At 71.0% G+C, this 19,475-nt stretch carries 21 protein-coding genes; 10 read left to right on the top strand and 11 right to left on the bottom strand.

What is annotated here, in order from left to right; translation table 11 throughout:
- Positions 1 to 4: 4 nt before the first annotated feature.
- The gene (locus tag ACIRSU_RS32790; RefSeq protein WP_403800013.1) at positions 5 to 625 is read right to left on the bottom strand and encodes a DUF47 domain-containing protein; all 621 of its coding nucleotides are present in this window, start codon (positions 623 to 625) and stop codon (positions 5 to 7) included.
- A gap of 193 nt (positions 626 to 818) precedes the next feature.
- On the opposite strand from ACIRSU_RS32790, the gene ACIRSU_RS32795 reads away from it, so the two are divergent.
- Positions 819 to 1,196: a metal-sensitive transcriptional regulator gene (locus tag ACIRSU_RS32795; protein WP_403800015.1), complete on the top strand. Its 378-nt coding sequence runs from the start codon at positions 819 to 821 to the stop codon at positions 1,194 to 1,196.
- Between the two features lie 163 nt (positions 1,197 to 1,359).
- On the opposite strand, the gene ACIRSU_RS32800 is transcribed toward ACIRSU_RS32795, so the two are convergent.
- Both ACIRSU_RS32800 and ACIRSU_RS32805 read right to left on the bottom strand, forming a co-directional pair.
- Complete coding sequence (locus tag ACIRSU_RS32800; RefSeq protein ID WP_403800017.1) at positions 1,360 to 1,521, bottom strand: hypothetical protein; 162 nt, start codon at positions 1,519 to 1,521, stop codon at positions 1,360 to 1,362.
- A gap of 124 nt (positions 1,522 to 1,645) precedes the next feature.
- On the bottom strand, positions 1,646 to 2,452 hold the full coding sequence (locus tag ACIRSU_RS32805) for a hypothetical protein (RefSeq protein WP_403800020.1): 807 nt from the start codon (positions 2,450 to 2,452) through the stop codon (positions 1,646 to 1,648).
- 111 nt (positions 2,453 to 2,563) lie between these two features.
- Between ACIRSU_RS32805 and ACIRSU_RS32810 the strand changes: the two genes are divergently transcribed.
- Positions 2,564 to 2,701, top strand: a complete 138-nt coding sequence (locus ACIRSU_RS32810; RefSeq protein ID WP_403800023.1) for a hypothetical protein — start codon at positions 2,564 to 2,566, stop codon at positions 2,699 to 2,701.
- A gap of 35 nt (positions 2,702 to 2,736) precedes the next feature.
- Here ACIRSU_RS32810 and ACIRSU_RS32815 read toward each other — a convergent pair whose 3' ends face one another.
- The 6 genes from ACIRSU_RS32815 to ACIRSU_RS32840 form a co-directional block, all read right to left on the bottom strand.
- Positions 2,737 to 3,447, bottom strand: coding sequence for a phosphatase PAP2 family protein (locus ACIRSU_RS32815; protein WP_403800026.1), 711 nt, complete (start codon positions 3,445 to 3,447; stop codon positions 2,737 to 2,739).
- A gap of 178 nt (positions 3,448 to 3,625) precedes the next feature.
- The gene (locus tag ACIRSU_RS32820) at positions 3,626 to 4,654 is read right to left on the bottom strand and encodes an NlpC/P60 family protein (RefSeq protein ID WP_403800112.1); all 1,029 of its coding nucleotides are present in this window, start codon (positions 4,652 to 4,654) and stop codon (positions 3,626 to 3,628) included.
- A gap of 67 nt (positions 4,655 to 4,721) precedes the next feature.
- Positions 4,722 to 5,243: a hypothetical protein gene (locus ACIRSU_RS32825; protein WP_403800028.1), complete on the bottom strand. Its 522-nt coding sequence runs from the start codon at positions 5,241 to 5,243 to the stop codon at positions 4,722 to 4,724.
- Between the two features lie 95 nt (positions 5,244 to 5,338).
- The gene (locus ACIRSU_RS32830; protein WP_403800031.1) at positions 5,339 to 7,249 is read right to left on the bottom strand and encodes an alpha/beta hydrolase; all 1,911 of its coding nucleotides are present in this window, start codon (positions 7,247 to 7,249) and stop codon (positions 5,339 to 5,341) included.
- Positions 7,250 to 7,253: 4 nt separating this feature from the next.
- The gene (locus tag ACIRSU_RS32835) at positions 7,254 to 7,694 is read right to left on the bottom strand and encodes a hypothetical protein (RefSeq protein ID WP_403800033.1); all 441 of its coding nucleotides are present in this window, start codon (positions 7,692 to 7,694) and stop codon (positions 7,254 to 7,256) included.
- Between the two features lie 160 nt (positions 7,695 to 7,854).
- Positions 7,855 to 8,211: a hypothetical protein gene (locus ACIRSU_RS32840; RefSeq protein WP_403800036.1), complete on the bottom strand. Its 357-nt coding sequence runs from the start codon at positions 8,209 to 8,211 to the stop codon at positions 7,855 to 7,857.
- A 474-nt stretch (positions 8,212 to 8,685) separates the two neighbouring features.
- Between ACIRSU_RS32840 and ACIRSU_RS32845 the strand changes: the two genes are divergently transcribed.
- The 6 genes from ACIRSU_RS32845 (at position 8,686) to ACIRSU_RS32870 (ending at position 15,972) form a co-directional block, all read left to right on the top strand.
- Positions 8,686 to 8,994 carry a hypothetical protein gene (locus ACIRSU_RS32845; RefSeq protein WP_116159777.1) on the top strand — a complete coding sequence of 103 codons (309 nt, stop codon included), beginning with the start codon at positions 8,686 to 8,688 and terminating at the stop codon, positions 8,992 to 8,994.
- Between the two features lie 93 nt (positions 8,995 to 9,087).
- Positions 9,088 to 9,912, top strand: coding sequence for a hypothetical protein (locus ACIRSU_RS32850; protein ID WP_403800039.1), 825 nt, complete (start codon positions 9,088 to 9,090; stop codon positions 9,910 to 9,912).
- Positions 9,902 to 11,290, top strand: a complete 1,389-nt coding sequence (locus tag ACIRSU_RS32855; protein WP_403800042.1) for a hypothetical protein — start codon at positions 9,902 to 9,904, stop codon at positions 11,288 to 11,290. Before ACIRSU_RS32850 ends, ACIRSU_RS32855 begins: the two co-directional genes overlap by 11 nt.
- Entirely contained in the window at positions 11,287 to 12,840 is a 1,554-nt protein-coding gene (locus tag ACIRSU_RS32860) for an SCO6880 family protein (RefSeq protein ID WP_403800045.1), read from the top strand. Before ACIRSU_RS32855 ends, ACIRSU_RS32860 begins: the two co-directional genes overlap by 4 nt.
- A 20-nt stretch (positions 12,841 to 12,860) precedes the next feature.
- Positions 12,861 to 14,258 (top strand): ATP-binding protein, encoded by a 1,398-nt coding sequence (locus tag ACIRSU_RS32865; RefSeq protein WP_403800048.1) that lies wholly within the window; start codon positions 12,861 to 12,863, stop codon positions 14,256 to 14,258.
- Positions 14,259 to 14,268: 10 nt separating this feature from the next.
- The gene (locus ACIRSU_RS32870) at positions 14,269 to 15,972 is read left to right on the top strand and encodes a type VI secretion protein (RefSeq protein WP_403800050.1); all 1,704 of its coding nucleotides are present in this window, start codon (positions 14,269 to 14,271) and stop codon (positions 15,970 to 15,972) included.
- Here the strand turns inward: ACIRSU_RS32870 and ACIRSU_RS32875 are convergent.
- Positions 15,969 to 16,532 carry a GNAT family N-acetyltransferase gene (locus ACIRSU_RS32875; protein WP_403800053.1) on the bottom strand — a complete coding sequence of 188 codons (564 nt, stop codon included), beginning with the start codon at positions 16,530 to 16,532 and terminating at the stop codon, positions 15,969 to 15,971. The two genes, ACIRSU_RS32870 and ACIRSU_RS32875, sit on opposite strands and share 4 nt — an antisense overlap.
- A 104-nt stretch (positions 16,533 to 16,636) precedes the next feature.
- Between ACIRSU_RS32875 and ACIRSU_RS32880 the strand changes: the two genes are divergently transcribed.
- Positions 16,637 to 17,800, top strand: a complete 1,164-nt coding sequence (locus ACIRSU_RS32880) for a sensor histidine kinase (RefSeq protein ID WP_403800056.1) — start codon at positions 16,637 to 16,639, stop codon at positions 17,798 to 17,800.
- Positions 17,797 to 18,462 carry a response regulator gene (locus ACIRSU_RS32885; protein ID WP_403800059.1) on the top strand — a complete coding sequence of 222 codons (666 nt, stop codon included), beginning with the start codon at positions 17,797 to 17,799 and terminating at the stop codon, positions 18,460 to 18,462. Before ACIRSU_RS32880 ends, ACIRSU_RS32885 begins: the two co-directional genes overlap by 4 nt.
- A 52-nt stretch (positions 18,463 to 18,514) precedes the next feature.
- Here the strand turns inward: ACIRSU_RS32885 and ACIRSU_RS32890 are convergent, their stop codons facing one another.
- The gene (locus ACIRSU_RS32890; RefSeq protein ID WP_403800062.1) at positions 18,515 to 19,339 is read right to left on the bottom strand and encodes a hypothetical protein; all 825 of its coding nucleotides are present in this window, start codon (positions 19,337 to 19,339) and stop codon (positions 18,515 to 18,517) included.
- Positions 19,340 to 19,475: the final 136 nt, after the last annotated feature.

Below are 19,475 nucleotides of genomic sequence, written 5' to 3' on the forward strand. Positions count from 1 at the left end.
AGCCTCAGGACTCCTTGACGGCGATGGTCTCCACCGTGTTCGCCACGTGCTCGAAGGCGTCCGCCGCCTCTTCGAGGACATCCACGACCTGCTTGAGCTTCAGCACCTCGATGGCGTCGTACTTGCCGTTGAAGAGGTGGGCGAGCAGCTTGCGGTGGATCTGGTCGGCCTGGTTCTCCAGCCGGTTGACCTCGATCCAGTACTCGGTGAGGTTGGACATGGTCCGCAGGTTCGGCATCGCCTCGGCGGTCAGCTCCGCCGCCCGGGCCAGCACCTCGATCTGCTGCTCGACGCCCTTCGGCAGTTCCTCGATGTTGTAGAGGACGACCAGGTCGACGGCCTCCTCCATGAAGTCCATGATGTCGTCGAGGGAGGAGGCGAGGGAGTAGATGTCCTCGCGGTCGAACGGCGTGATGAAGGACGAGTTCAGCTGGTGGAAGATGGCATGGGTCGCGTCGTCGCCGGCGTGCTCCGCTGCCCGCATGCGTTCCGCGATCTCGGCCCGGGCGGAGGGATCCGCTCCGAGCAGTTCCATCAGGAGCTTGGCGCCCGTGACGATGTTGTCCGCGGACGCGGCGAACATGTCATAGAAGCTCGTCTCCCTGGGGGTCAGACGAAATCGCACGTGGGGTCCTCGGGGTGCTGGGTTTCGGTCAGGCTGATGCTAGGCGCATCATCCGGCCACGGCTAACCGGCGTCCCTTCAGTGTCGCCCATCAGGCACAGTGATCTGCACGGGCCCCCGCCGCGATTCGCGGGGATCGGTACCCTATACCCACGAGGGGTATACCCACTCTTTCTGGACAACGGGAGGACGCGATGACGACCACCGAGGCGACGACCGCGGCGGCAGCCGAAGTCACCCCCGAGACCACCCAGCCGGCGCCCGAGCACGGCACGGGTCACGAGCACGGGGTGCACGGCTACCACAAGCAGAAGGACGAGCACCTGAAGCGGCTGCGCCGCATCGAGGGCCAGATCCGCGGGCTGCAGCGGATGGTCGACGAGGACGTCTACTGCATCGACATCCTCACCCAGGTCTCGGCCTCCACGAAGGCGCTGCAGTCCTTCGCCCTCCAGCTCCTGGAGGAGCACCTGCGGCACTGCGTCGCGGACGCGGCGACCAAGGGCGGCGACGAGATCGAGGCGAAGGTCGAGGAGGCCACCAAGGCCATCGCGCGGATGATGCGCACCTGATCCCGATCCTGGCCCTGAGCCTGAGCCTGATCCGAACGCCGGCGAGCGGGGCCGGTGGGCCTGACGGTCAGCGGGCCTGACGGTCAGCGGGCCTGGGAGTCAGCGGGCGTCGGGGTCAGCGGGCGTCGGGGTCAGCGGGCGTCGGGGTCAGCGGGCGTCGGGGTCAGCGGGCGTGGGCGCCGACGCGAAGGACCTCGTCGATACGGGCTGCGCTGAGCCGCTCCCCGTCGACGGCGGAGGCCGCGATGATCAGCTCCCCGCACAGTTCGATTTCGGCCAGGGCGACGCACTCGGGGTCGCCGGGTGCGGTCGCGATCGGGGTCATGCGTCCTTCACCTCTTCCTGCCGGCGCCGGTCTCCCAGCGTAGGGAGGGCCCCGCGAACCGCGCATGACACGACCGGACCATTTGGCGATGGCCCGCCCGCCCCGACCCCGTGGGCGCGGGCGGCTACGCCTGGATCTTCCCGGCGTAGATGTCCGCGCGGTCCGGCAGCGTCACCGAGACGCGCGCCCCGAACCCGTAGAGCAGGGTGGTCGACGCGACCGCGACCGTACGGCCCTGGTTGCTGAAGCTGAACTGGTGGCGGACCTTGCGCAGCCGCCCCTCCTCGTCCAGGTACGCGTCGAAGGGCACGACGTCCGTGGTGAACCCTTTCGCCGCCGCGGCCAGTGCCCCGCGCACCTGCGGCGAGGCCAGCCGGGCGGCCTCCGCGATGTCGGTGGTCCCCCGGTAGTGCCGCACCTTCACGCCCGCGAGGTCGACCTCGCCCACGTACGTCACCTGGCGCGCGCCGCGCAGCAGCTCGGCGGCGGCGGCCGGGTCGGTGGCGCCGCCGGTGACCAGGTTGCCGTCGTCGAGGGTCGTGGTGTCGACCCGTACCCACTTGTCGGCGGGGACGCCGGCGCCGCGGTTCTTCATGTAGAGCGCGCCGGGGACGAGCAGCTCGGTGATGGGCCGGTGCTCGCTCTCGCCCGCGGCGTCACTGGGGAGCATCACCTGGAGCCGTCCGGTGCGGAGCCGGAAGTCGTAGCCGCCCTCGCCGCGGATGGTGACGCGGGTGCCGCCGGTGGCCATCTCCATGGAGGTGCTGGTCTTCGACGAGCCGACGCGGACCAGTGCCTCGGCCGCGCCGCGTACGGTCAGCGCCGGGTCGCCGCCGGGCTCGGCGTCGTCACCGGGGCCGGCGCAACCGCCGCCCAGCACCAGAGCTATCGCGACGCCCCACACCCTGCCCGAGCGTCCGTTGCCACGCATCCCCATCGCCTGCCAACCCCCAACGCCGTACCACGTGTCCGTCCGGATTCCGCCCGACCGGATAACGACGGTCCCGACGACCCGTCACGCAGGGCGCAGTACGGTGGAGGCGTGCATCACACGGAGACCATGGAGCGCGGTTCGTTCGCGTTCGCCCGGTGCAGCTGCGGCTGGACCGGCCCGGCCCGCAGGTCACGCGACCGGGCCCGTACGGACGCGGCGGAGCACCAGGCTTCGGTGAGCGGCTAGGCGGCCAGGCTGCTGGGCGGCCAGGCGGCGAGCCGTCAGGCCGCGAGGTCGCTCTCGCCGGTGCCGAGCCGGGGCTCGGGGATGCCGATGGCCTCCGTGACGGCGTGACCCTCGGGGGCGCGCCGGGAGCGCACCAGACGGGCGCCGCGCGGGGAGCGGGCGACGGCGGCGACGACCGGGGTGAGCATCGCGAGCGCGGGCGGGGCGAGCAGCAGCGCGACGGCGGTGCCGAGCGCGAGGCCGCCGACGACGTCGGTGGGGTAGTGGACGCCCATGTAGACCCGGCAGAAGCCCTCGGCGAGGGCGAGTCCGATGGCGGCGAGTCCCCAGCGGCGGTGCGCCATGAAGACGCCGACGGCGATGGCCATGGTCAGGGTGGCGTGGTCGCTGACGAAGGAGAAGTCGGTCTTGCCGGCGACGAGGACGTCGAGGCCCTGGTGTTCCCGGAACGGCCGGGGGCGTTCGACGAAGCCGCGGATCGGGATGTTGACGAGCAGCGCGAGGCCGGCGGCGATCGGCGCCCAGACAAGCCCGGCGACGCCCGCGACGGAGTCGGCGAGGGTGCCGCGCCGGCGCAGGTGCCACCAGCAGCCGAGCACGACGAGGACGAGGCCGAGCACGATCCCGTACTCGCCGACGAACTCCATGACGCGGTCGAACCACGGCGGGGCGGCCTTGGCCAGCCCGTTGATGTCATAGAGCAGGCTGACATCGGGGTTCATACCGTCCGATGCGAGTCCAGCCATCTGCTGCGGCCCCTTGCTGTGTGGGTGTACTGGTGGCGGTGTCCAACCCCCGTGGTCAGAGCAGTCGGATCGGGAACGATCCGCCCGAGGGGAGCGTTCCGCTCCGCACCCAAGATCACTACGACGTTACCGAAAGGTGACGCACCGCCGCAGCCCGGGGCCACGACTTGACGCGCAGTCACTGTTGCGGCAGGTGCGTGGGCAGCGCGGCGGCGCCGTCCCGGGTGACGCGGGTGGCGCCGAAGTAGTCCGGCGTGTCGATCCGGTCGAAGCGGATGACGGCGCCGGTGCGCGGCGCGTCGATCATGTAGCCGCCGCCGACGTAGATGCCGACGTGCCGAATGGCCCGCGAATTGGTCAGGTCGTCGGAGAAGAAGACGAGATCGCCGGGCAGGAGCTCGTCACGGTTCGGGTGCGGCCCGGCGTTGTACTGGTCGTTGGCCACGCGCGGCAGCTCGATCCCGACCGACTCGTACGCGGCCTGGGTCAGTCCCGAGCAGTCGAACCGCCCGTTCTGCGCGGCTGTTCCCGTACCGCCCCACAGATACGGCGTGCCGAGCTTCTGCTGCGCGTAGTAGATGGCGGCCGCCGCCTGCCGGGACGGCTCGACGCGGCCGATGGGCCGGGCGAAGCTCTTCTCCAGCGAGCGGATGATCCGCACGTAGTTCTGCGTCTCGCTGATCCGCGGCACGCCACCGGACCTGATGACCCGATAGGCGCCGGCGTTGTACGCGGCGAGCATGTTGTCCGCGTTGTCGCCCGGCACGTCCTTCACGTAGCCGGCCAGCTCGCAGTCGTACGAGGCCGCCGACGGGATCGCGTCCTTGGGATCCCAGATGTCCCGGTCGCCGTCCCCGTCACCGTCGATGCCGTGCCCGGCCCAGGTGCCGGGGATGAACTGGGCGATGCCCCGGGCGTCGGCGGGCGAGACGATCGTCGGGTTCCAACCGCTCTCCTGGTACAGCTGGGCGGCGAGCAGCGCGGGGTTGAGCGCCGGGCAGAGGTTCCCCCACTTCTGCACCAGCCCCTGGTACGCCGCCGGCACGGCCCCCTTGGCCAGCCCCACGGTCCCGCTCCGCCCGTTCCCGGCCCCTCCGACGAGCCCGGCCGCGGCGGAGTAGGTCCCGACGACGAGCAGCACGACGAACAGCAGGCAGACCCCGCCGACCCCGCCCCCCACCAGCCAAGCCGCCCGCACCTTACGCACCGTCAACCACCCCTCGGCTCCTGCCAGTACGCCTGCCGGACCTCAGTTTAGGCGGCCGACCCCGGCATCAGGGGGTGGACGAACCGGACGGAAGGGGAGTGTCCGAGGACCAGAAGGGGGAGCGGACGGAGGGCAGGGGCACGACGGAACCTTCGAAGGGGGTTCCATTGGCCTTCGTCTTGGGGTCCTGGACCTTCGACGCGATGAAGCACGGGGTGACGATGTCGAAGTAGAACTGCCCCTTCTCGCCCACCACGACACTCATCCGAAAATCCTCCGGCGTCCGGGCGAAGACGGCCGGGAATTCCCGGCTCGGGTTCGTGTCGGTGATCTCGAACCCGCGGCTCTCCCAGTACCGCTCCACCACACCCAGCAGACTCCCCCGCCGCGCTTCGGAGACCACGGTCATCACGACAGCCCGCCGCGTGGCCTGTGCGGTGGCCTTTCCATCGATGGTGTAGCCGTCGCACCCGCTCTCCGTGGCCGCGTCATGGACCCAGTTGAGCTCCGGCCGCACCGAGGAGACCGTGTCGAACATGATGGCATCGGCCTTTTCGGCCGCCTCTTGCAGGCTGATCTTGCTCGGCATGGATTTCTCCGCTCCTCGTCCCCCCTGGCTTCCTGACATGGCGCATGCGGACACCCCCATGAGGAGGGCTATGGACAGCATCAGGCGCAGTCTGTTCATCGCGGCTCCTCGGTCGTGATGTCGTTGCTGTGACCAGAAACGATCAGGGCGATGTTGTTCGCCGATACGGGATCCTTGCCGGGCAGGGGATTGAAGTAGTTGGAATGGGCATCGATGGGCCCTTCTCCCCCGACCAACGGCAAGGGTCCGTCCGCGGTCTTGAAACGCCTCGCGCCGAACTCCTCATGCGCCGGATCCGTGCCGAACCAGAGCTGGCTCTCGTCATTTGCCGCCGAGTAGCCACCGTACGCACCTCCCGCAGCGCCCAGGAACCCGCCTACCACGACGCCCGCAGGCCCCCGGCCGAACGGCTGCCCGAACATTCCACCGGCCAGGCCACCGGCAACGCCTCCGACCCCGCTCCCGGCCAGGCCGGCAGCCGCTTCCCCTTTTGCAGGCAACCTGGTCACCGGGTCGTTGTCCGCCGCCCCCACGAAGACGTGGTCCTTGCCGACACCGAGTTCCGCAGCCGAGTCGGCGCCGGTGCCAGGGCTGCCCAGCAGCACGATGTCGTCCGCACCGGGAATTCCCCCCTCCCGCTGCGCGGCCTGCCCAACGGTAAAGGAGCCGTAGGAATGGCCGATGGCCGTCACGTGCGGATCCTCGTGCTGATTCGTCGCCGAAATGCCGGCCATGAACTGGTCGTAAGCCACGGCTCCGACCTTTCCGTCGTGCTCGAACATCACCGCCGCGTTGTCCAAGACTCTCTCGGCGGGCAGTTGCGGTGCGTCATAGCCCAGCCAGACGATCGCAGCAGTCGACCGGTCGTACCTCATGGCGCCCTTGGCCGTGTCGCGAGCACGCTGGATGTCGTTGGTCGCGAATTCCTTGTCCAGCGCCGTGCCCAGACCGGGCACGTAGGCCGACACGTTCCTCGACGTGTCCGGGTTGCCGAAGGACACGATGGCGCGGCCGTTGCCGTGCTCTCCGATGCCCAGTAGGTACATCGGCGGCACACCCGGCTTCGGCGTCTCCCGTAACTGTCGGTCGATCTCCTGCAGGCCCGCCAACTGCGTTCGCGCCTTCTCCGTGTCCGCGCCCGAGAGCTTGCCGATCAGCAACTGCAGATTGTCCCGGTTCGCGGCGTCGCGTACGTCGGCCGGAATGCCGTCCAGATTCCCGATGTAGTTCGGGTAGACCGCCAGATACTCCTCGCGCTGCTCCTGTGTCAGATACGTCCACCACGCCTTGCGTTCGGCCGGCGACTTGTCCAGTGGAATGTCGTTCTTGAGGTAGTCGTCGGCCACGCCCCGCACGGCCGCGGCGTCGGCCGCCGCGTCCGTCCACGTCTTCGTGTCCACGGTGAGTCCGGGCGGTGCCTTCAGCTTGGCCAGTGTCTCGCTGAAACGGCCGTCGATCTCCCGGGCATCGTTCACGGCCCGGAGAATCCGGTTGGCGATGTCCTGGGCCTTGGCGTGATTCGGATTGGCCGGCGCCAGTCCCGGCTGCGGCGGGCCGAGGTGCAGGGGTGGGCCGTACGGCGTCCCGTACGACGAGCCGGTCGCGGTACCACCGGGCAGCGGCTGCTGGTCGCCCAGGTTCTCGCCGCCGGGCGGGTAGCTGACCGTCCCGTCCTCATGGACCGTGAACTTGAGACCCGCCGCGTCCTCCAGCGCGTCCTTCACCTGCCGCTGCGGCCCGCTCAGCTCGTACGCCAGGCTGTTCAGCGTCGTCCGCACCAGACCGCACTCGGTGTGGACGTAGTCAAGGTTCCGGTCCAGCCGTACCAGCCGCCCGAGCGCCGCCTTCGCCGCCTCACCCTTCTGGCTCGCGGCGAGCGCGTTCGTCATCCCGTTGCTCACCCGGTCGCGGCCGGCGCCGGCGAGGTTGCTCGCCTCGCCCCAGCCGTCAGCGGCGTCTTCGAGGTCGGAGAGCTTGAGGTCCCGCAGTTGCTGCCATGTCAGCACGTCGTCACTTCGCCTTCGCGTCCGAGAGCCCGTGGACGCCGCTGAAGGCCGCCTTCACCGAAACGTCCTGCTCGCCCTGCTCCTTGGCGACCCGGCGCAGCGCGGGCCCGAGGGAGCCGCACTCGTCCTTCACGGCGGCGAGCCGCTCCTCCCAGGAGGTCAGCACGGTCTTCAGCGTGCCCACGCTCGCCAGCCCCACGGTTCCGGCGGCGACACCCTGATGGGCCGAGGTCAGCCGGCTCCTCGCGGTCGCCATGCTCGTCGACAAGGACTCGGCGACTCCTGCCGCTTTCGTCCACGGCCCCGCACTGTGCCTGAGATCGCCGTCCGCGGCTCCGTCGCCGGCGGAGGCCAGTGACATGTGCGCGGTCGTCGTGCCGTCCCGGCTCTGGCCCGCCTGTTCCAACAGCTTCTGCCAGGCAGCCGAGTACGTGCGTTCGGTCACTTATCCCCGCCTCCGTCACGCTGGACACTCGGATCGAAAAGCACGTTAGGGAGCGACACGTGCGAGTTGCCGGGCGTGAAGCCATAGAACGTCACATCGAAGAGGCGCTGCCATAGCAGCACCTGCCGACGCCGCACAAGAGTGCGCCTGCTCATCCCCATCAAGCCCCCGCGCCGATCAGGACGGCCAGGGCGCCCAGGATCGTCGCCTGCGGCAGGAGCGCCCCGAGTGCCAACCAGATGCGGATACGGCGCCAGCGGCGGCGCCAGGGCAGGGCGAGGGACGCGATCACGGCGAGCGGGGTGACGACGTAGATCGCGTAGTAGGCGAGGTACATGACCGTGAGCGGGCCGGTGATCCAGGTGTCGCAGTCGTCGGGGCCGCAACCGTCCGTGGCCATCGTCGAGAAGCCGAGCACGAGCTGCCAGAGCACGTGGGTGGTGACGGCGACCGCCGCGGTGACGGCTCCCGGCACGCAGGCGTTGCCGTCGCGGTCGGCCGGCTCCGGGCCGGGCACGCGCCGAACGGTGCCGGTTCGGGAGGCCGGCGGAGTCCACGGAGAAGTCGTCATGCCCCTCAGTGGACCGCCTGACGGCCCGTCCTCTCCTCGGCTCACGTACTCAGTCGGCTGCCGTCAGCTACTCAACCGCGGGGACGGCCCGGCGGTCGTCACGACCACCGCCGCGCGATAGGCCGCGTTCGAGCACTCCGGGGCTGCCTGACGCCTCGTCGACACCACCCCAAAGGTGCTACAACGACAATCATTGCCCGGAGTCACCCCCCGTGATACACAGAGTGACCATACGCTTCTTCGCATAGAAACCGGGCACACCGTCGCAGGTCAAGACGGTCAGATCGGTCAAGTGTGCGGGGATCGGGTAAAGAGAGCCGTCAAGCCGTCACACGCGAGCGGTTTCATCAGCGAAGATAGGTCGACGACCCATGCCGTTCGGCAGGGGCGACGAACTACCCAACAGGGGCGGTGAGTTACATGTACCTGGCGGCCGAGAAGGGCGACATCTCCACCATCATCGGTGGAATCGCCCCGAACTGGGGGCCTTTCGGGAGCCTGGGCGCCGAGGCCAAGGTGATGATCGAGGTCGTGATGGCCGTGGCCATCCTGCTCTGTCTCGGCATCGCCATCTGGGGTGCGGCCAAGCAGCGCATCGGCGCGACCGCGCTGCGCGACACCTTCAGCGCCGAGCAGGGCAAGGGCCTGATCGTGGCCGGCCTGACCGGCGTCTTCATCATCGGGTCTCTGGGGACGCTCTTCACCATCGTGTACGGGATGGCCGTCTAACCCGTTTCTACCAACGAGGTCGCGTTCCCTGATGTCCAGTCACCACCCGGACCCGCTTCCGTACCCGCGCGTGCTTGAGAGGGCGTACCCGGCATGAGCCTCGGCGACGAGCACGACGGCCAGACCCGTACCCGCCTGCCCGACGGCAACTCCGGCGACCCCTACGCCACGCCCCGCCGCGCGGCCCGCGGCTCCCGCTCCCTCATCGCGGTCGTCGGCGTCGTGGCGCTCCTCATCGCCGCGATCGCCCTCGCCAACCGCGGCAACGACACCCCGGGCGGCGACTCCGGCACCGCCACCGGCGGCGCGGGCGCCCCGGCCCGCTCGGCCGCCCCGACGGCGGCGACGGGCGTGCGCCCGGTGACGGGCAGGAACGGCGAGATCCCGACGGGCTTCGCGAGGGACGAACAGGGCGCGCAGAGCGCTGCGACGAACTACGCGGTGGCGCTGGGGTCGGTGGACATGTTCCAGCGCGGGCCGCGCGAGGCCATCGTCCGGGCCATCCACGACCCGGCCGTCGCGGACGGCCTGGTGAAGCGCCTGGACGAGTCGTACTCGGCCGCGTTCCTGGCGAACGTGGGCCTCACCGCCGACGGCCTCGCGCCCACGGGTCTGACGTTCGTGTCCCGCACGATCCCCGTCGGCGCGAAGGTCAAGGACTACACGGGCGACACCGCCACCGTGGAGGTGTGGTGCACCGGGCTCGTGGGCCTGGCCGGCGAGGGCTCGACCAAGCCGGTGACGTCGACGTGGTTCACCATCACCGAGAAGCTCAGGTGGGTCGGCGGCGACTGGAAGATCGTCAGCTCGGAGCAGGCAGAGGGCCCCACGCCCGTCAACGGTGACAACCGGGCCTCCATGGCAGACGAGATCGCCAAGGCGGTCGAGGGATACGGAGGCTTCACCTATGCCCGCTAGCCGACGTGCCCCCCTGCGCGCCCTGGCCGCCGGCGTGGCCGCGCTCCCCGCCACGCTCGTGCTGCTCGCCTCGCGTGCGTACGCCGCCCCGACGCCCACGACGCCGCCCAGCGGCACGCCGTCGCCCGGCGCGCCGTCCGCAACCGTCACGCCGACGCCGAGCGCCAGCAACAACCCCTGCGACCTCATCGTGGGCCAGGCCCGGGAGTACTGCGAAAACGGCCAGTCCGGCAGCACCGGCACCCGGCCCCGGCTCGACGACCCCACCACCGCCCTCGACCCGCTCTCCTCCCTCGCGCACGGCTGCGCCAAGGCCGCCGCCTGGGTCGTCGACACCCTTTCCGCCGCCGTGAAGGAGACCGCCCAGGTCGACTTCACCAACCCGCAGTTCCTCGGCCGCTACGCCATCGTCTTCGCGGCCTCCGTCTTCCTCACCCTCCTCCTCTGGCTGCTCGCGGTCGCCAAGCGCGCCATCCGCGGCGTCCCGCTCACCACCGCGATCTCCGAGGCCATCGGGTTCCTCTGGCTGACGGTGCTCGCCTCCGCATTCACGCCGCTCATCCTCTACACCGTCGTCAACGCGACCGACGCCGTCACCGAGGTCATCGCCTCCGGCACCGGCCAGCAGACCGACGTGTTCTTCGGCAGCTTCAAACAGGCCCTGGAGAAGGGCGACAGCATCGGTGGCGGGCCCATCATGCTGATCATCGTGTCGCTGGTGACCGTCCTCGCCGCCGGCGTCCTCTACCTGGAGCTCGTCCTGCGCGCCGTGCTCCTCTACGTCGGCGCCCTGCTCGGCGTGGTCGTCTACTCCGGGCTCGTCGACAAGAACATGTGGGGCCACGTGCGCCGCTGGGCCGGGATCATGATCGCGGTGATCCTCGTCAAGCCGGTGATCGTGATCGTGCTCGGGCTCGCCGGAGCGCTCTCCTCCGGCACCGGGCCCGACTCGTTCTCCGCCGTCGTCTCCGGCCTCTCGATCATCCTCCTGGCCATCTTCGCGTCGGCGATGATCTACCGCTTCGTCCCCGGCTTCGGCGACGAGATCATCGCGTCCCGCAACAACCGCCTGCACCGCGCCGGCGAGAACACCGCTGCCGCCGTCATCTCCTCGCCCGCCTCGCTCGTGTCCCAGGGCATCAAGACCCACAGCACCCGCGGCGACAGCGGCGGAGGCTCCCAGGGCTCCCAGGGCGGCGCCCGCCCCGCCAACCCGCTCTCCGGCGGCGTCGCCGCCCACAGCAGCCGCGGATCGAGCCCGAGCAGCGGCGGCGCCACTCCCCCGCCCCGCAGCGCCGGTCCCACCGCGGGCACCCCGCACACCAGCCGTAGCAGCAACAGCAGCAAGAACACAGGAGCAGGAGGTGCAGGGCGTTGACGACCCAGTCCCAGCCGGTCTCGCCCCGCCGCACGTATCTCGTCGGCCGTGCCCGGCCGAACGCGGTCATCGGCAAGAACCGTGAGACCGGCGAGATCGCGCTCATCATCGCCGGCGCCTTCCTCGGCATGATGTGCGGACTGCTCGTCCCCGTCCTGTCCCTGCGCATCGTGCTGCTCACCGGCTTCCCGCTGCTCGCGCTCGCCGCCGTCTACGTGCCGTACAAGCACCGCACGTTCTACAAGTGGTTCGAGATCAACCGCAGTTACAAGCGGATGCTCAAGCGCGGCACCGCCTACCGCTCCGCCGCCGTCGAGGCCGGCACCCGCCTCGACGGCCGCGAGGTCGAGATCGGCCCGCCGCCCGGCATCGGCCGCATCAGCTGGCTCTCCGCGCCCTTCGGCCCCGACGAGATCGCCGTGCTGCTGCACGCCGACCGCCGCACCGTCACCGCCGCCATCGAGATCGAGGGCCCCGGCGTCGGCCTGCGCGACTCCGAGGACCAGGAAGCCCTCGTCGACCGCTTCGGCACGCTCCTCAAGCACGTCGCCAACGGGGACGGCTTCGTCACCCGCCTCCAGATGCTCGCCCGCACCCTCCCCGCCGACCCCGACGCCCACGCCAAGGACGTCGCCCAGCGCGGCGACCGCCAGGCCCCGGCCTGGCTCCAGGAGTCGTACGACCAGCTCCAGTCCATGGTGTCGACGAGCAGCGAGCAGCACCGCGCCTACCTCGTCGCGTGCATGCACTACACCCGCGAACTCGCCGCCGAGGCCAACGCCATGGCCCGCGCCGCCCGCCACGCCTCCGGCGCCCGCAAGCTCGACCGCGACGCCGGCCTCGCCGTCGTCATGGCCCGCGAGCTCACCGACATCTGCGCCCGCCTCGCCGAGGCCGACATCCGCGTCCGCCAGCCCCTCGGCCAGTCCCGGCTCGCGTCCCTCGTGCACTCCATGTACGACCCGGACCACCCGATCGACCACATCCAGGCCATGACGAAACGAAACGCTTGGCCCGCCGAACTGGACGCGATGGAGCCCACGTACCTCCAGGCCAAGACCCGCGAGTCCACCACCCGCGCCCCCTGGTGCCACGCCACCGCCTGGATCAAGGAGTGGCCGATGACCCCGGTGGGCGTCAACTTCCTCGCCCCGCTCCTCGTCCACACCCCCGACGTCATCCGCACCGTCGCCGTCACCATGGACCTGGAACCCACCGAGGTCGCCATCGAGCGCATGCTCACCGAGAAGACCAACGACGAGGCCGAGGCCTCCCGCCAGGCCAAGATGAACCGCACCGTCGACCCGCGCGACATCGCCGCCCACGGCCGGCTCGACCAGCGGGGTGAAGATCTCGCCAGCGGCGCGGCGGGCGTCAACCTCGTCGGGTACATCACCGTATCGTCGCGCTCGCCCGAGGCCCTGGCCCGGGACAAGCGCACGATCCGGGCCTCCGCCGGAAAGTCGTATCTGAAGCTGGAGTGGTGCGACCGCGAGCACCACCGGGCCTTTGTGAACACCTTGCCGTTCGCGACCGGCATCCGCCGCTAGGGCCGAAGGGGCACAGACCGATGCGAGATCCGCTGTCCGTCCTCACCGAAGCCTTCACCTCCTTCCTCTTCGGGAAGGTGGAGACGACCCGCCTGCCCGTGCGCACCTCCACCGGGCAGGCCCAGGCCGTCTACCTGCCGACCGCCGCCCCCGGCCTCGGCGACTCCGGCGTGATCATCGGCCGCGAGGTCTACAGCGGCAAGGGGTACATCTACGACCCCTTCCAGCTGTACGGGCAGCAGCTCCCCGCCCCGCACTGGCTCGTCCTCGGCGAGTCCGGCAACGGCAAGTCGGCGCTGGAGAAGACGTACGTGCTGCGCCAGCTCCGCTTCCGCGACCGCCAGGTCGTCGTCCTCGACGCCCAGGGCGAGGACGGCGTCGGCGAATGGAACCTCATCGCCCAGGAGCTGGGGATAACGCCCATCCGGCTCGACCCGATGGTCGCCAACGACGACGGCATCCGCCTCAACCCGCTCGACCCGGCCATCACCACCACCGGCCAGCTGGCACTTCTGCGCACCATCATCGAGGTCGCCATGGGCCACGGCCTCGACGAGCGCTCCGGCTTCGCGCTCAAGGTCGCCCACGCCTACGTCAACGAGCACATCACCGACCGCCAGCCGATCCTCACCGACATCGTCGAGCAACTCCGCCACCCGGAGGCCGAGTCCGCCGAGGCCATGAACGTCGACATAGACGACGTACGGGCCTGGGGCCTGGACGTGGCGCTCGTCCTCGACCGCCTGGTCGACGGCGACCTCCGCGGCATGTTCGACGGCCCGACGACCGTCGGCATCGACCTCGACGCCCCGCTCATCGTCTTCGACCTGTCCCACATCGACCGCAACTCCATCGCCATGCCCATCCTCATGGCGATCGTCGGCGTGTGGCTGGAACACACCTGGATCCGCCCCGACCGGAAGAAGCGCATCTTCCTCGTCGAGGAGGCCTGGCACATCATCAACAGCCCGTTCGTGGCCCAGCTGTTCCAGCGCCTGCTCAAGTTCGGCCGCCGCCTCGGCCTGTCCTTCGTCGCCGTCGTCCACCACCTCTCCGACGTCGTCGACGGAGCGGCCGCCAAGGAGGCCGCGGCGATCCTCAAGATGGCCTCCACCCGCACCATCTACGCCCAGAAGGCCGACGAGGCCCGCAACACCGGCCGCGTCCTCGGCCTGCCCCGCTGGGCCGTCGAGATCATCCCGACGCTCACGCCCGGCATCGCCGTCTGGGACGTCAACGGCAACGTCCAGGTCGTCAAACACCTCATCACCGAGAAGGAACGCCCGCTCGTCTACACCGACCGCGCCATGACCGAGTCCTCCGCCCCCACCGACCCCGAGCTCGAATGGGAGACGGAACAGCGGGCACTGCTCATCGAGCAGCAGATGAACGACTCCTCGCAGTCGACGGTGGCGTAAGGACATTGGCATGGAGAAAGCGGCACGGAAGGAGGGCGGCATCCCCGACGGTCTCGTCGTCGGACTGCTCGCCCTCCTGCTCGCCCTCGCGTTCCTGGTGTGGACGGCCACCGGCCTCGCCGCCCTCTTCGCGCACGGCACCTGGCCGGCCGGCGTGACCTTCACCCGCACCCCGCTCGCCCTGCGCTCCCTCATGACCGCCCCGACCGACCTGCCGACCGCCTGGCCGGACGCCGCACCGGCACAGCTCTCGGGCTACGGCCTGTTCTGGGGCCTGCTCATCGGCGAGGCGATGGTCCTCGCCGTCCTCACGGTCTTCGCCCTGGGCACACTGGCCCGCTGGCGTGCGGTACGGGCGAACAGAAAGGCCGGGGCGTACGGAGAAAACCGCGACGGCCGAGCACCGGGCGCGGCCAGGGGCGCGGCTGTACGGGGCAAGGGCGCCGCCGTACGGGCCGAGGAGGGCGTGGCCTGGGACAAGGGCGCCTCCGTACGGGCCGAGGGCGGCGCCGCATGGGGCAAGGGCGCCGCCGCACGGACCGAGGGCGCTGCCGAACGGGCCCGGGACGCTGCCGCACAGCCCGAGGGCGGCGTCGTACGGGCCGAGGAGGGCGTGGCCTGGGACAACGCACGCACCCACGGCGCCACCACCGAGCACGTGCCCGTCGCCGAGGCCGCGTACGAGAGCCGCCCCGTCGAGCGCGCGCCCCTGCCGGTGCCCGCGACCGCCGCGCCGCCCCACCCGCGTACCCCCACCGACGACGCACCGGCCCGCGCGGCGGCTACGGCCATCCCCCGGATCGTCTACGGCCCCGCCGCCACCCGCCGTCCCGCCGCCGTACAGGCCGTCGGGGACGCCGACGGCGCCGTGCTCGTCGTGACGTCCGACCCGAGCCTCTGGGCCGAGACCAAGGACGCGCGCGGCAAGCTCGGCCCGGTCCTGCTCTACGACCCCGGGCACCTCTGCGACACGCCCGCGCGGCTGCGCTGGAGCCCCGCGGAAGGGTGTGAGGACCCGGACAGGGCGCGGGAGCGGGCGGCGGCACTGCTCGCGCCCGTACGACCGCAGGCACGGCTCGACGCGGCGACGGCGGACACCGCGGAAACGCTCCTGCGCTGCTGGCTGCACGCCGCGGCGACGGACGGCCGGCCGTTCAAGCAGGTGCACCGCTGGGCCCAGGGCGCCGACGCCCACGAGCCCGTACGGATCCTCCGCACCCACCCCAAGGCCGCCGCCGGCCACGCCGGCCTCCTGGAGTCGGCGCTCACCGCGCACCAGGAACGCCGTGCCGCCGCCCAGGAACTGACGGCACGTGCGCTCGGCGCGCTCTCCTCGATCCACATCCGGGACGCCTGCACGGCAAATCGAACGGATTCGCTCACGCTCGCATCTTTCGTCGCCGAACAGGGCACGCTGTACGTGGTGGGTGAACCGATCGAGGACCCGCGCACCCACCCGGGCGCGATGCCCCTCCTCACCGCGCTCGCAGCGAGCGTGGTCGAGCACGGCCGCCGCATGGCCGCACGGTCATCCGACGGTCGGCTCGACCCACCACTGAGCCTCGTCCTCGACGACGTCGCAGCGGTCGCACCGCTCCCCGGCCTCCCCGAACTCGTCGCCGCCGGCGCGGAACAGGGCCTGCCGACGCTCGCCCTGATGCGCTCGCAGGAGCAGGCCCGGGCCCGCTGGCCCGAGCCCCTCCCGTTCGGCTAGCTGCTCCGCGGCAGCACGTACTCCAGGTCGTAGCCGCTCTCGGCATCCGCCAGAAGTATCCGCCCACCCGTCGGGACGAAGCCGAAGCGCCGGTAGAAGGCGACCGCCCGGTGGTTGTCCTCGTGCACGTACAGCCGCACCCGCTCGACCGCCGGCTCCGGCAGCGCCCAGGACCACTCCACCGCCGCCCGGAACAGCGCGTCGATCACGCCGGCGCCGCGCGCCTCGGGTCGTACGTACACGCCCACCAGCTGCGTCTGGTCGACCTTCGAGGGCTCGCCGAACAGCGGCTCGGCGTCCGAGGGCCGCTCCACGATCACCGTCGTCGCGCCGATCCAGCGCCCGTCAGGCGTCTCCGCGACGAACTGGCGCACCCGCCCCGCGCCGCTCTCGGAGCCGTTCACCGTCCGCTCCCGCCAGAAGGAGTCGGGCTGGGCGACAGCCTTCTCGTACGTCTCCACGAAAGCGAGGTGCGCCACCGGGTCCTGCAGCGCGGCGAGCCGCAGCTCGCGCACCTTCTCCCACTCGTCGGCGCGGATGGTGCGAATTGAATAGTCCATGCCGCGATCTTCACCACCGCCGCACCACGGTGACAAGCAGTTTCTTACCGGCGTGGTACCTGGGTACGACGACGGCGCGAGCTCCGGCCGCCTAACGTGGCCGGGTGACGACGGAGACGGGACCGAGCCGGTACGTGCGGCACCTCCTCACCCGCGTACGGGCCCTCGACGCGGCCCGCCCGTGGCTGTGGGACGCGACGGTGACCGCGACCCTGACGTCCGCCGCACTCGTCGACGTGTCCGGCGGCGGCTGGCGCACCGTCGCGCGCGACCCGTCCCTGCCGCCCTGGCTGGTCCTCGCCCTCAGCCTTGTCCTCACGCTGCCTCTCCACTGGCGGCGCCGCCGGCCGACGGCCGTCCTCGCCGTGACGACGGTCGCGGCGCTCGTCAGCGCGAGCTCGGGCGCCTTCCTCCAGGCCGGCTACCTCCAGGCCGTCCCGCTCTTCCACATCGCGCTCCGCCGCCCGCCCCGCGCGCTGCTCGGCGCGGCCGCGCTCCTCACCGCGCCCCTGGTCGTGGGCGCGCTCCGCTTCCCGGCCGGCGCGCCGGCCGCCGACCCGCTGGTGTGGACGTACGTCCTGGCGGCCCTCCTGGGCATCACGGTCCGCTCCCGCAAGGAGGAACGCGCACAGGAGGTCCGGCTCGCGGCCGCGGCCGAACGCGCCCGGATCGCCCGCGAGATGCACGACATCATCGGCCACAACCTCTCCGTCATCACCGGCCTGGCCGACGGCGGCCGCTACGCGGCGGCGAAGAACCCCGAACGCGCCGCCCAGGCCCTCGACGCCATCGGCACCACCAGCCGCCAGGCCCTCACCGAACTCCGCCGTCTGCTGGGCACGCTGACGGCGGATCGGACGCCTCAGCCGGGGCTCGCGGAGCTGCCGTCGCTGATCGAGGGGGTACGGAAGGCGGGCCTCCCGGTCGAGACGACGCTGCAGGACTGTGGCCGAACGCTGTCCGCGGGAGCGGAACTGACGGTGTACCGGGTCGTGCAGGAGGCGCTGACGAACACGCTGAAGCATGCGGGGCCGGGGGCGAAGGCGACGGTGACGGTGAGGCCAGGGCCGGAGGGCGTGGCGGTGACGGTGACGGACACCGGAAGCGGCGCCCGATCCCTGGTCTCCGGCCGCGGCCGGGGACTGACCGGGATGCGCGAGCGCGCGGCCCTCTACGACGGCACACTCGACTGCGGCCCGCTGCCGGCCGGCACGGGCCCGGGCTGGCGGATACGGCTCCGACTTCCCCGGGAGGACTCCCCCTCGTGACGACGGTTCTGATCGCGGACGACCAGCCGATGCAGCGCCTCGGCTTCCGCATGCTGCTCGAGAGCCAGGACGACATGACGGTCCTCGGCGAGGCCGCGCACGGCGCGGATGCCGTCCGCCTGGTCGACCGCCACCGCCCGGACGTCGTCCTGATGGACATCCGCATGCCGGGCCTCGACGGCATCGAGGCCACCCGCCGCATCGTCACCTCGGGCGCCCGCACCCGCGTCCTCATCGTCACGACCTTCGACCTCGACGAATACGCCTACGACGGCCTGCGCGCCGGCGCGAGCGGCTTCCTGGTCAAGGACGCCCAGCCCGAGGAACTCCTCGCGGGCATCCGCGCGGTAGCGGCCGGCGACGCGGTGGTCGCCCCCAGCCTCACCCGCCGCCTCCTCGACACCTACATCCACCACCTCCCGCCGACCTCCGCCCTCAAGGAGGACGACCCCCGTCTCGCCGCCCTCACCGAGCGCGAACGCGAGATCCTCACGGTCGTCGCCCAGGGCTGGACCAACACGGAGATCGCCACCCGCCTCCACCTCGCCGAATCCACGGTGAAGACCCACATCACCCGCATCCTCGCCAAAACCGGCTCCCGCGACCGCGTCCAGGCCGTCATCCTCGGCTACGACACGGGCCTGGTGACTCCGTCCGCGTAGCCTCCGCCCGCCGCGGTGTCTCGGCACGTCAAGACTGGCTGGACGGCGCACCTCACTGCACGTCGAACCAGTACCCGTGCCCCACATCGCGCGGACACGCGAAGACCCGCAGGTCCCCGAACCGCCCGACGACGATCCCCGTCCTGTTGTCGCTGGCCACGGTGAACAGCAGTGGCATCACGGCGTCGCAGACATCGCACCGGTGCTCGTACGGGTCGGTGATCCCCCAGTACGGCCAGCCGCCGAACTTGATGCCGCCGAGGCTGGTGATGGGGACCTGCTGGTCAGGGTCGGCCCCGTTATCCGGCTCCATCAACCGCCAGACCTCAGGCACGAGATCTTCCGGAAGCTCGTCGGTGTTGGCGAAGTCCGTGTAGGGGAACGACGTGAGCGTGCACGGCCGCGGCATGAAACCGTCGAGCTCGTCTCCCGTCCGCAGGGGTACGGGCGGCTCCGCCAGCACGTCCGTGACATCGGCCGCCCGGCGCCACCTGATCTCGATCACCGGATTCACGTCCGGCTGCGGCGCAGGCGGATCCCAGTGCATGTTGGGGCACCACAACAGCTGGAAGACATCGGCTCCGTCGGGTCCGTCCGGCCACCAGGCACCGGGCGCATCCGCCCGGAAGACCTGGACGACGGGCACCATCGCGGACGGCTCCGGCTCCTCCTCCGCTGATGACTCGTCCGGCACGGAACAGTGCGGCCACGGCTCATCGGCCGGCCAGAGCAAGGGCCCGCCGATCGAGCTCTCGCGCACACCCGGTGTTCCGGGCGTCGGCTCAAGAATCACGGCCGGCCGCGCGTACGGCGCGAGCCCGGGAACGGCGGCGAGTATCGCTTCGGCCGAAGGCCGGTCGGGAAAGGGCTGCAGCATGCCTCGAATCCTAGGCATCATAGGGACCCCGTAAACGCAGGAAAGCCCCGCACCATACGGTGCGGGGCTTTCCCACAATGATTGTTCGGCGGCGTCCTACTCTCCCACAGGGTCCCCCCTGCAGTACCATCGGCGC

This window comes from Streptomyces sp. NPDC101160 (genome assembly GCF_044768205.1).
In the GTDB taxonomy this organism is placed as follows: Bacteria; Actinomycetota; Actinomycetes; order Streptomycetales; family Streptomycetaceae; genus Streptomyces.

Excerpts from the sequence above, each read along its gene's own strand:
- ACIRSU_RS32795 (WP_403800015.1), top strand. The coding sequence starts at position 819 with ATGACGACCACCGAGGCGACGACCGCGGCGGCAGCCGAAGTCACCCCC.
- ACIRSU_RS32800 (WP_403800017.1), bottom strand. The coding sequence starts at position 1,521 with ATGACCCCGATCGCGACCGCACCCGGCGACCCCGAGTGCGTCGCCCTG.
- ACIRSU_RS32805 (WP_403800020.1), bottom strand. The coding sequence starts at position 2,452 with ATGCGTGGCAACGGACGCTCGGGCAGGGTGTGGGGCGTCGCGATAGCT.
- ACIRSU_RS32815 (WP_403800026.1), bottom strand. The coding sequence starts at position 3,447 with ATGGCTGGACTCGCATCGGACGGTATGAACCCCGATGTCAGCCTGCTC.
- ACIRSU_RS32825 (WP_403800028.1), bottom strand. The coding sequence starts at position 5,243 with ATGCCGAGCAAGATCAGCCTGCAAGAGGCGGCCGAAAAGGCCGATGCC.
- ACIRSU_RS32845 (WP_116159777.1), top strand. The coding sequence starts at position 8,686 with ATGTACCTGGCGGCCGAGAAGGGCGACATCTCCACCATCATCGGTGGA.
- ACIRSU_RS32850 (WP_403800039.1), top strand. The coding sequence starts at position 9,088 with ATGAGCCTCGGCGACGAGCACGACGGCCAGACCCGTACCCGCCTGCCC.
- ACIRSU_RS32855 (WP_403800042.1), top strand. The coding sequence starts at position 9,902 with ATGCCCGCTAGCCGACGTGCCCCCCTGCGCGCCCTGGCCGCCGGCGTG.
- ACIRSU_RS32865 (WP_403800048.1), top strand. The coding sequence starts at position 12,861 with ATGCGAGATCCGCTGTCCGTCCTCACCGAAGCCTTCACCTCCTTCCTC.
- ACIRSU_RS32870 (WP_403800050.1), top strand. The coding sequence starts at position 14,269 with ATGGAGAAAGCGGCACGGAAGGAGGGCGGCATCCCCGACGGTCTCGTC.
- ACIRSU_RS32875 (WP_403800053.1), bottom strand. The coding sequence starts at position 16,532 with ATGGACTATTCAATTCGCACCATCCGCGCCGACGAGTGGGAGAAGGTG.
- ACIRSU_RS32890 (WP_403800062.1), bottom strand. The coding sequence starts at position 19,339 with ATGCTGCAGCCCTTTCCCGACCGGCCTTCGGCCGAAGCGATACTCGCC.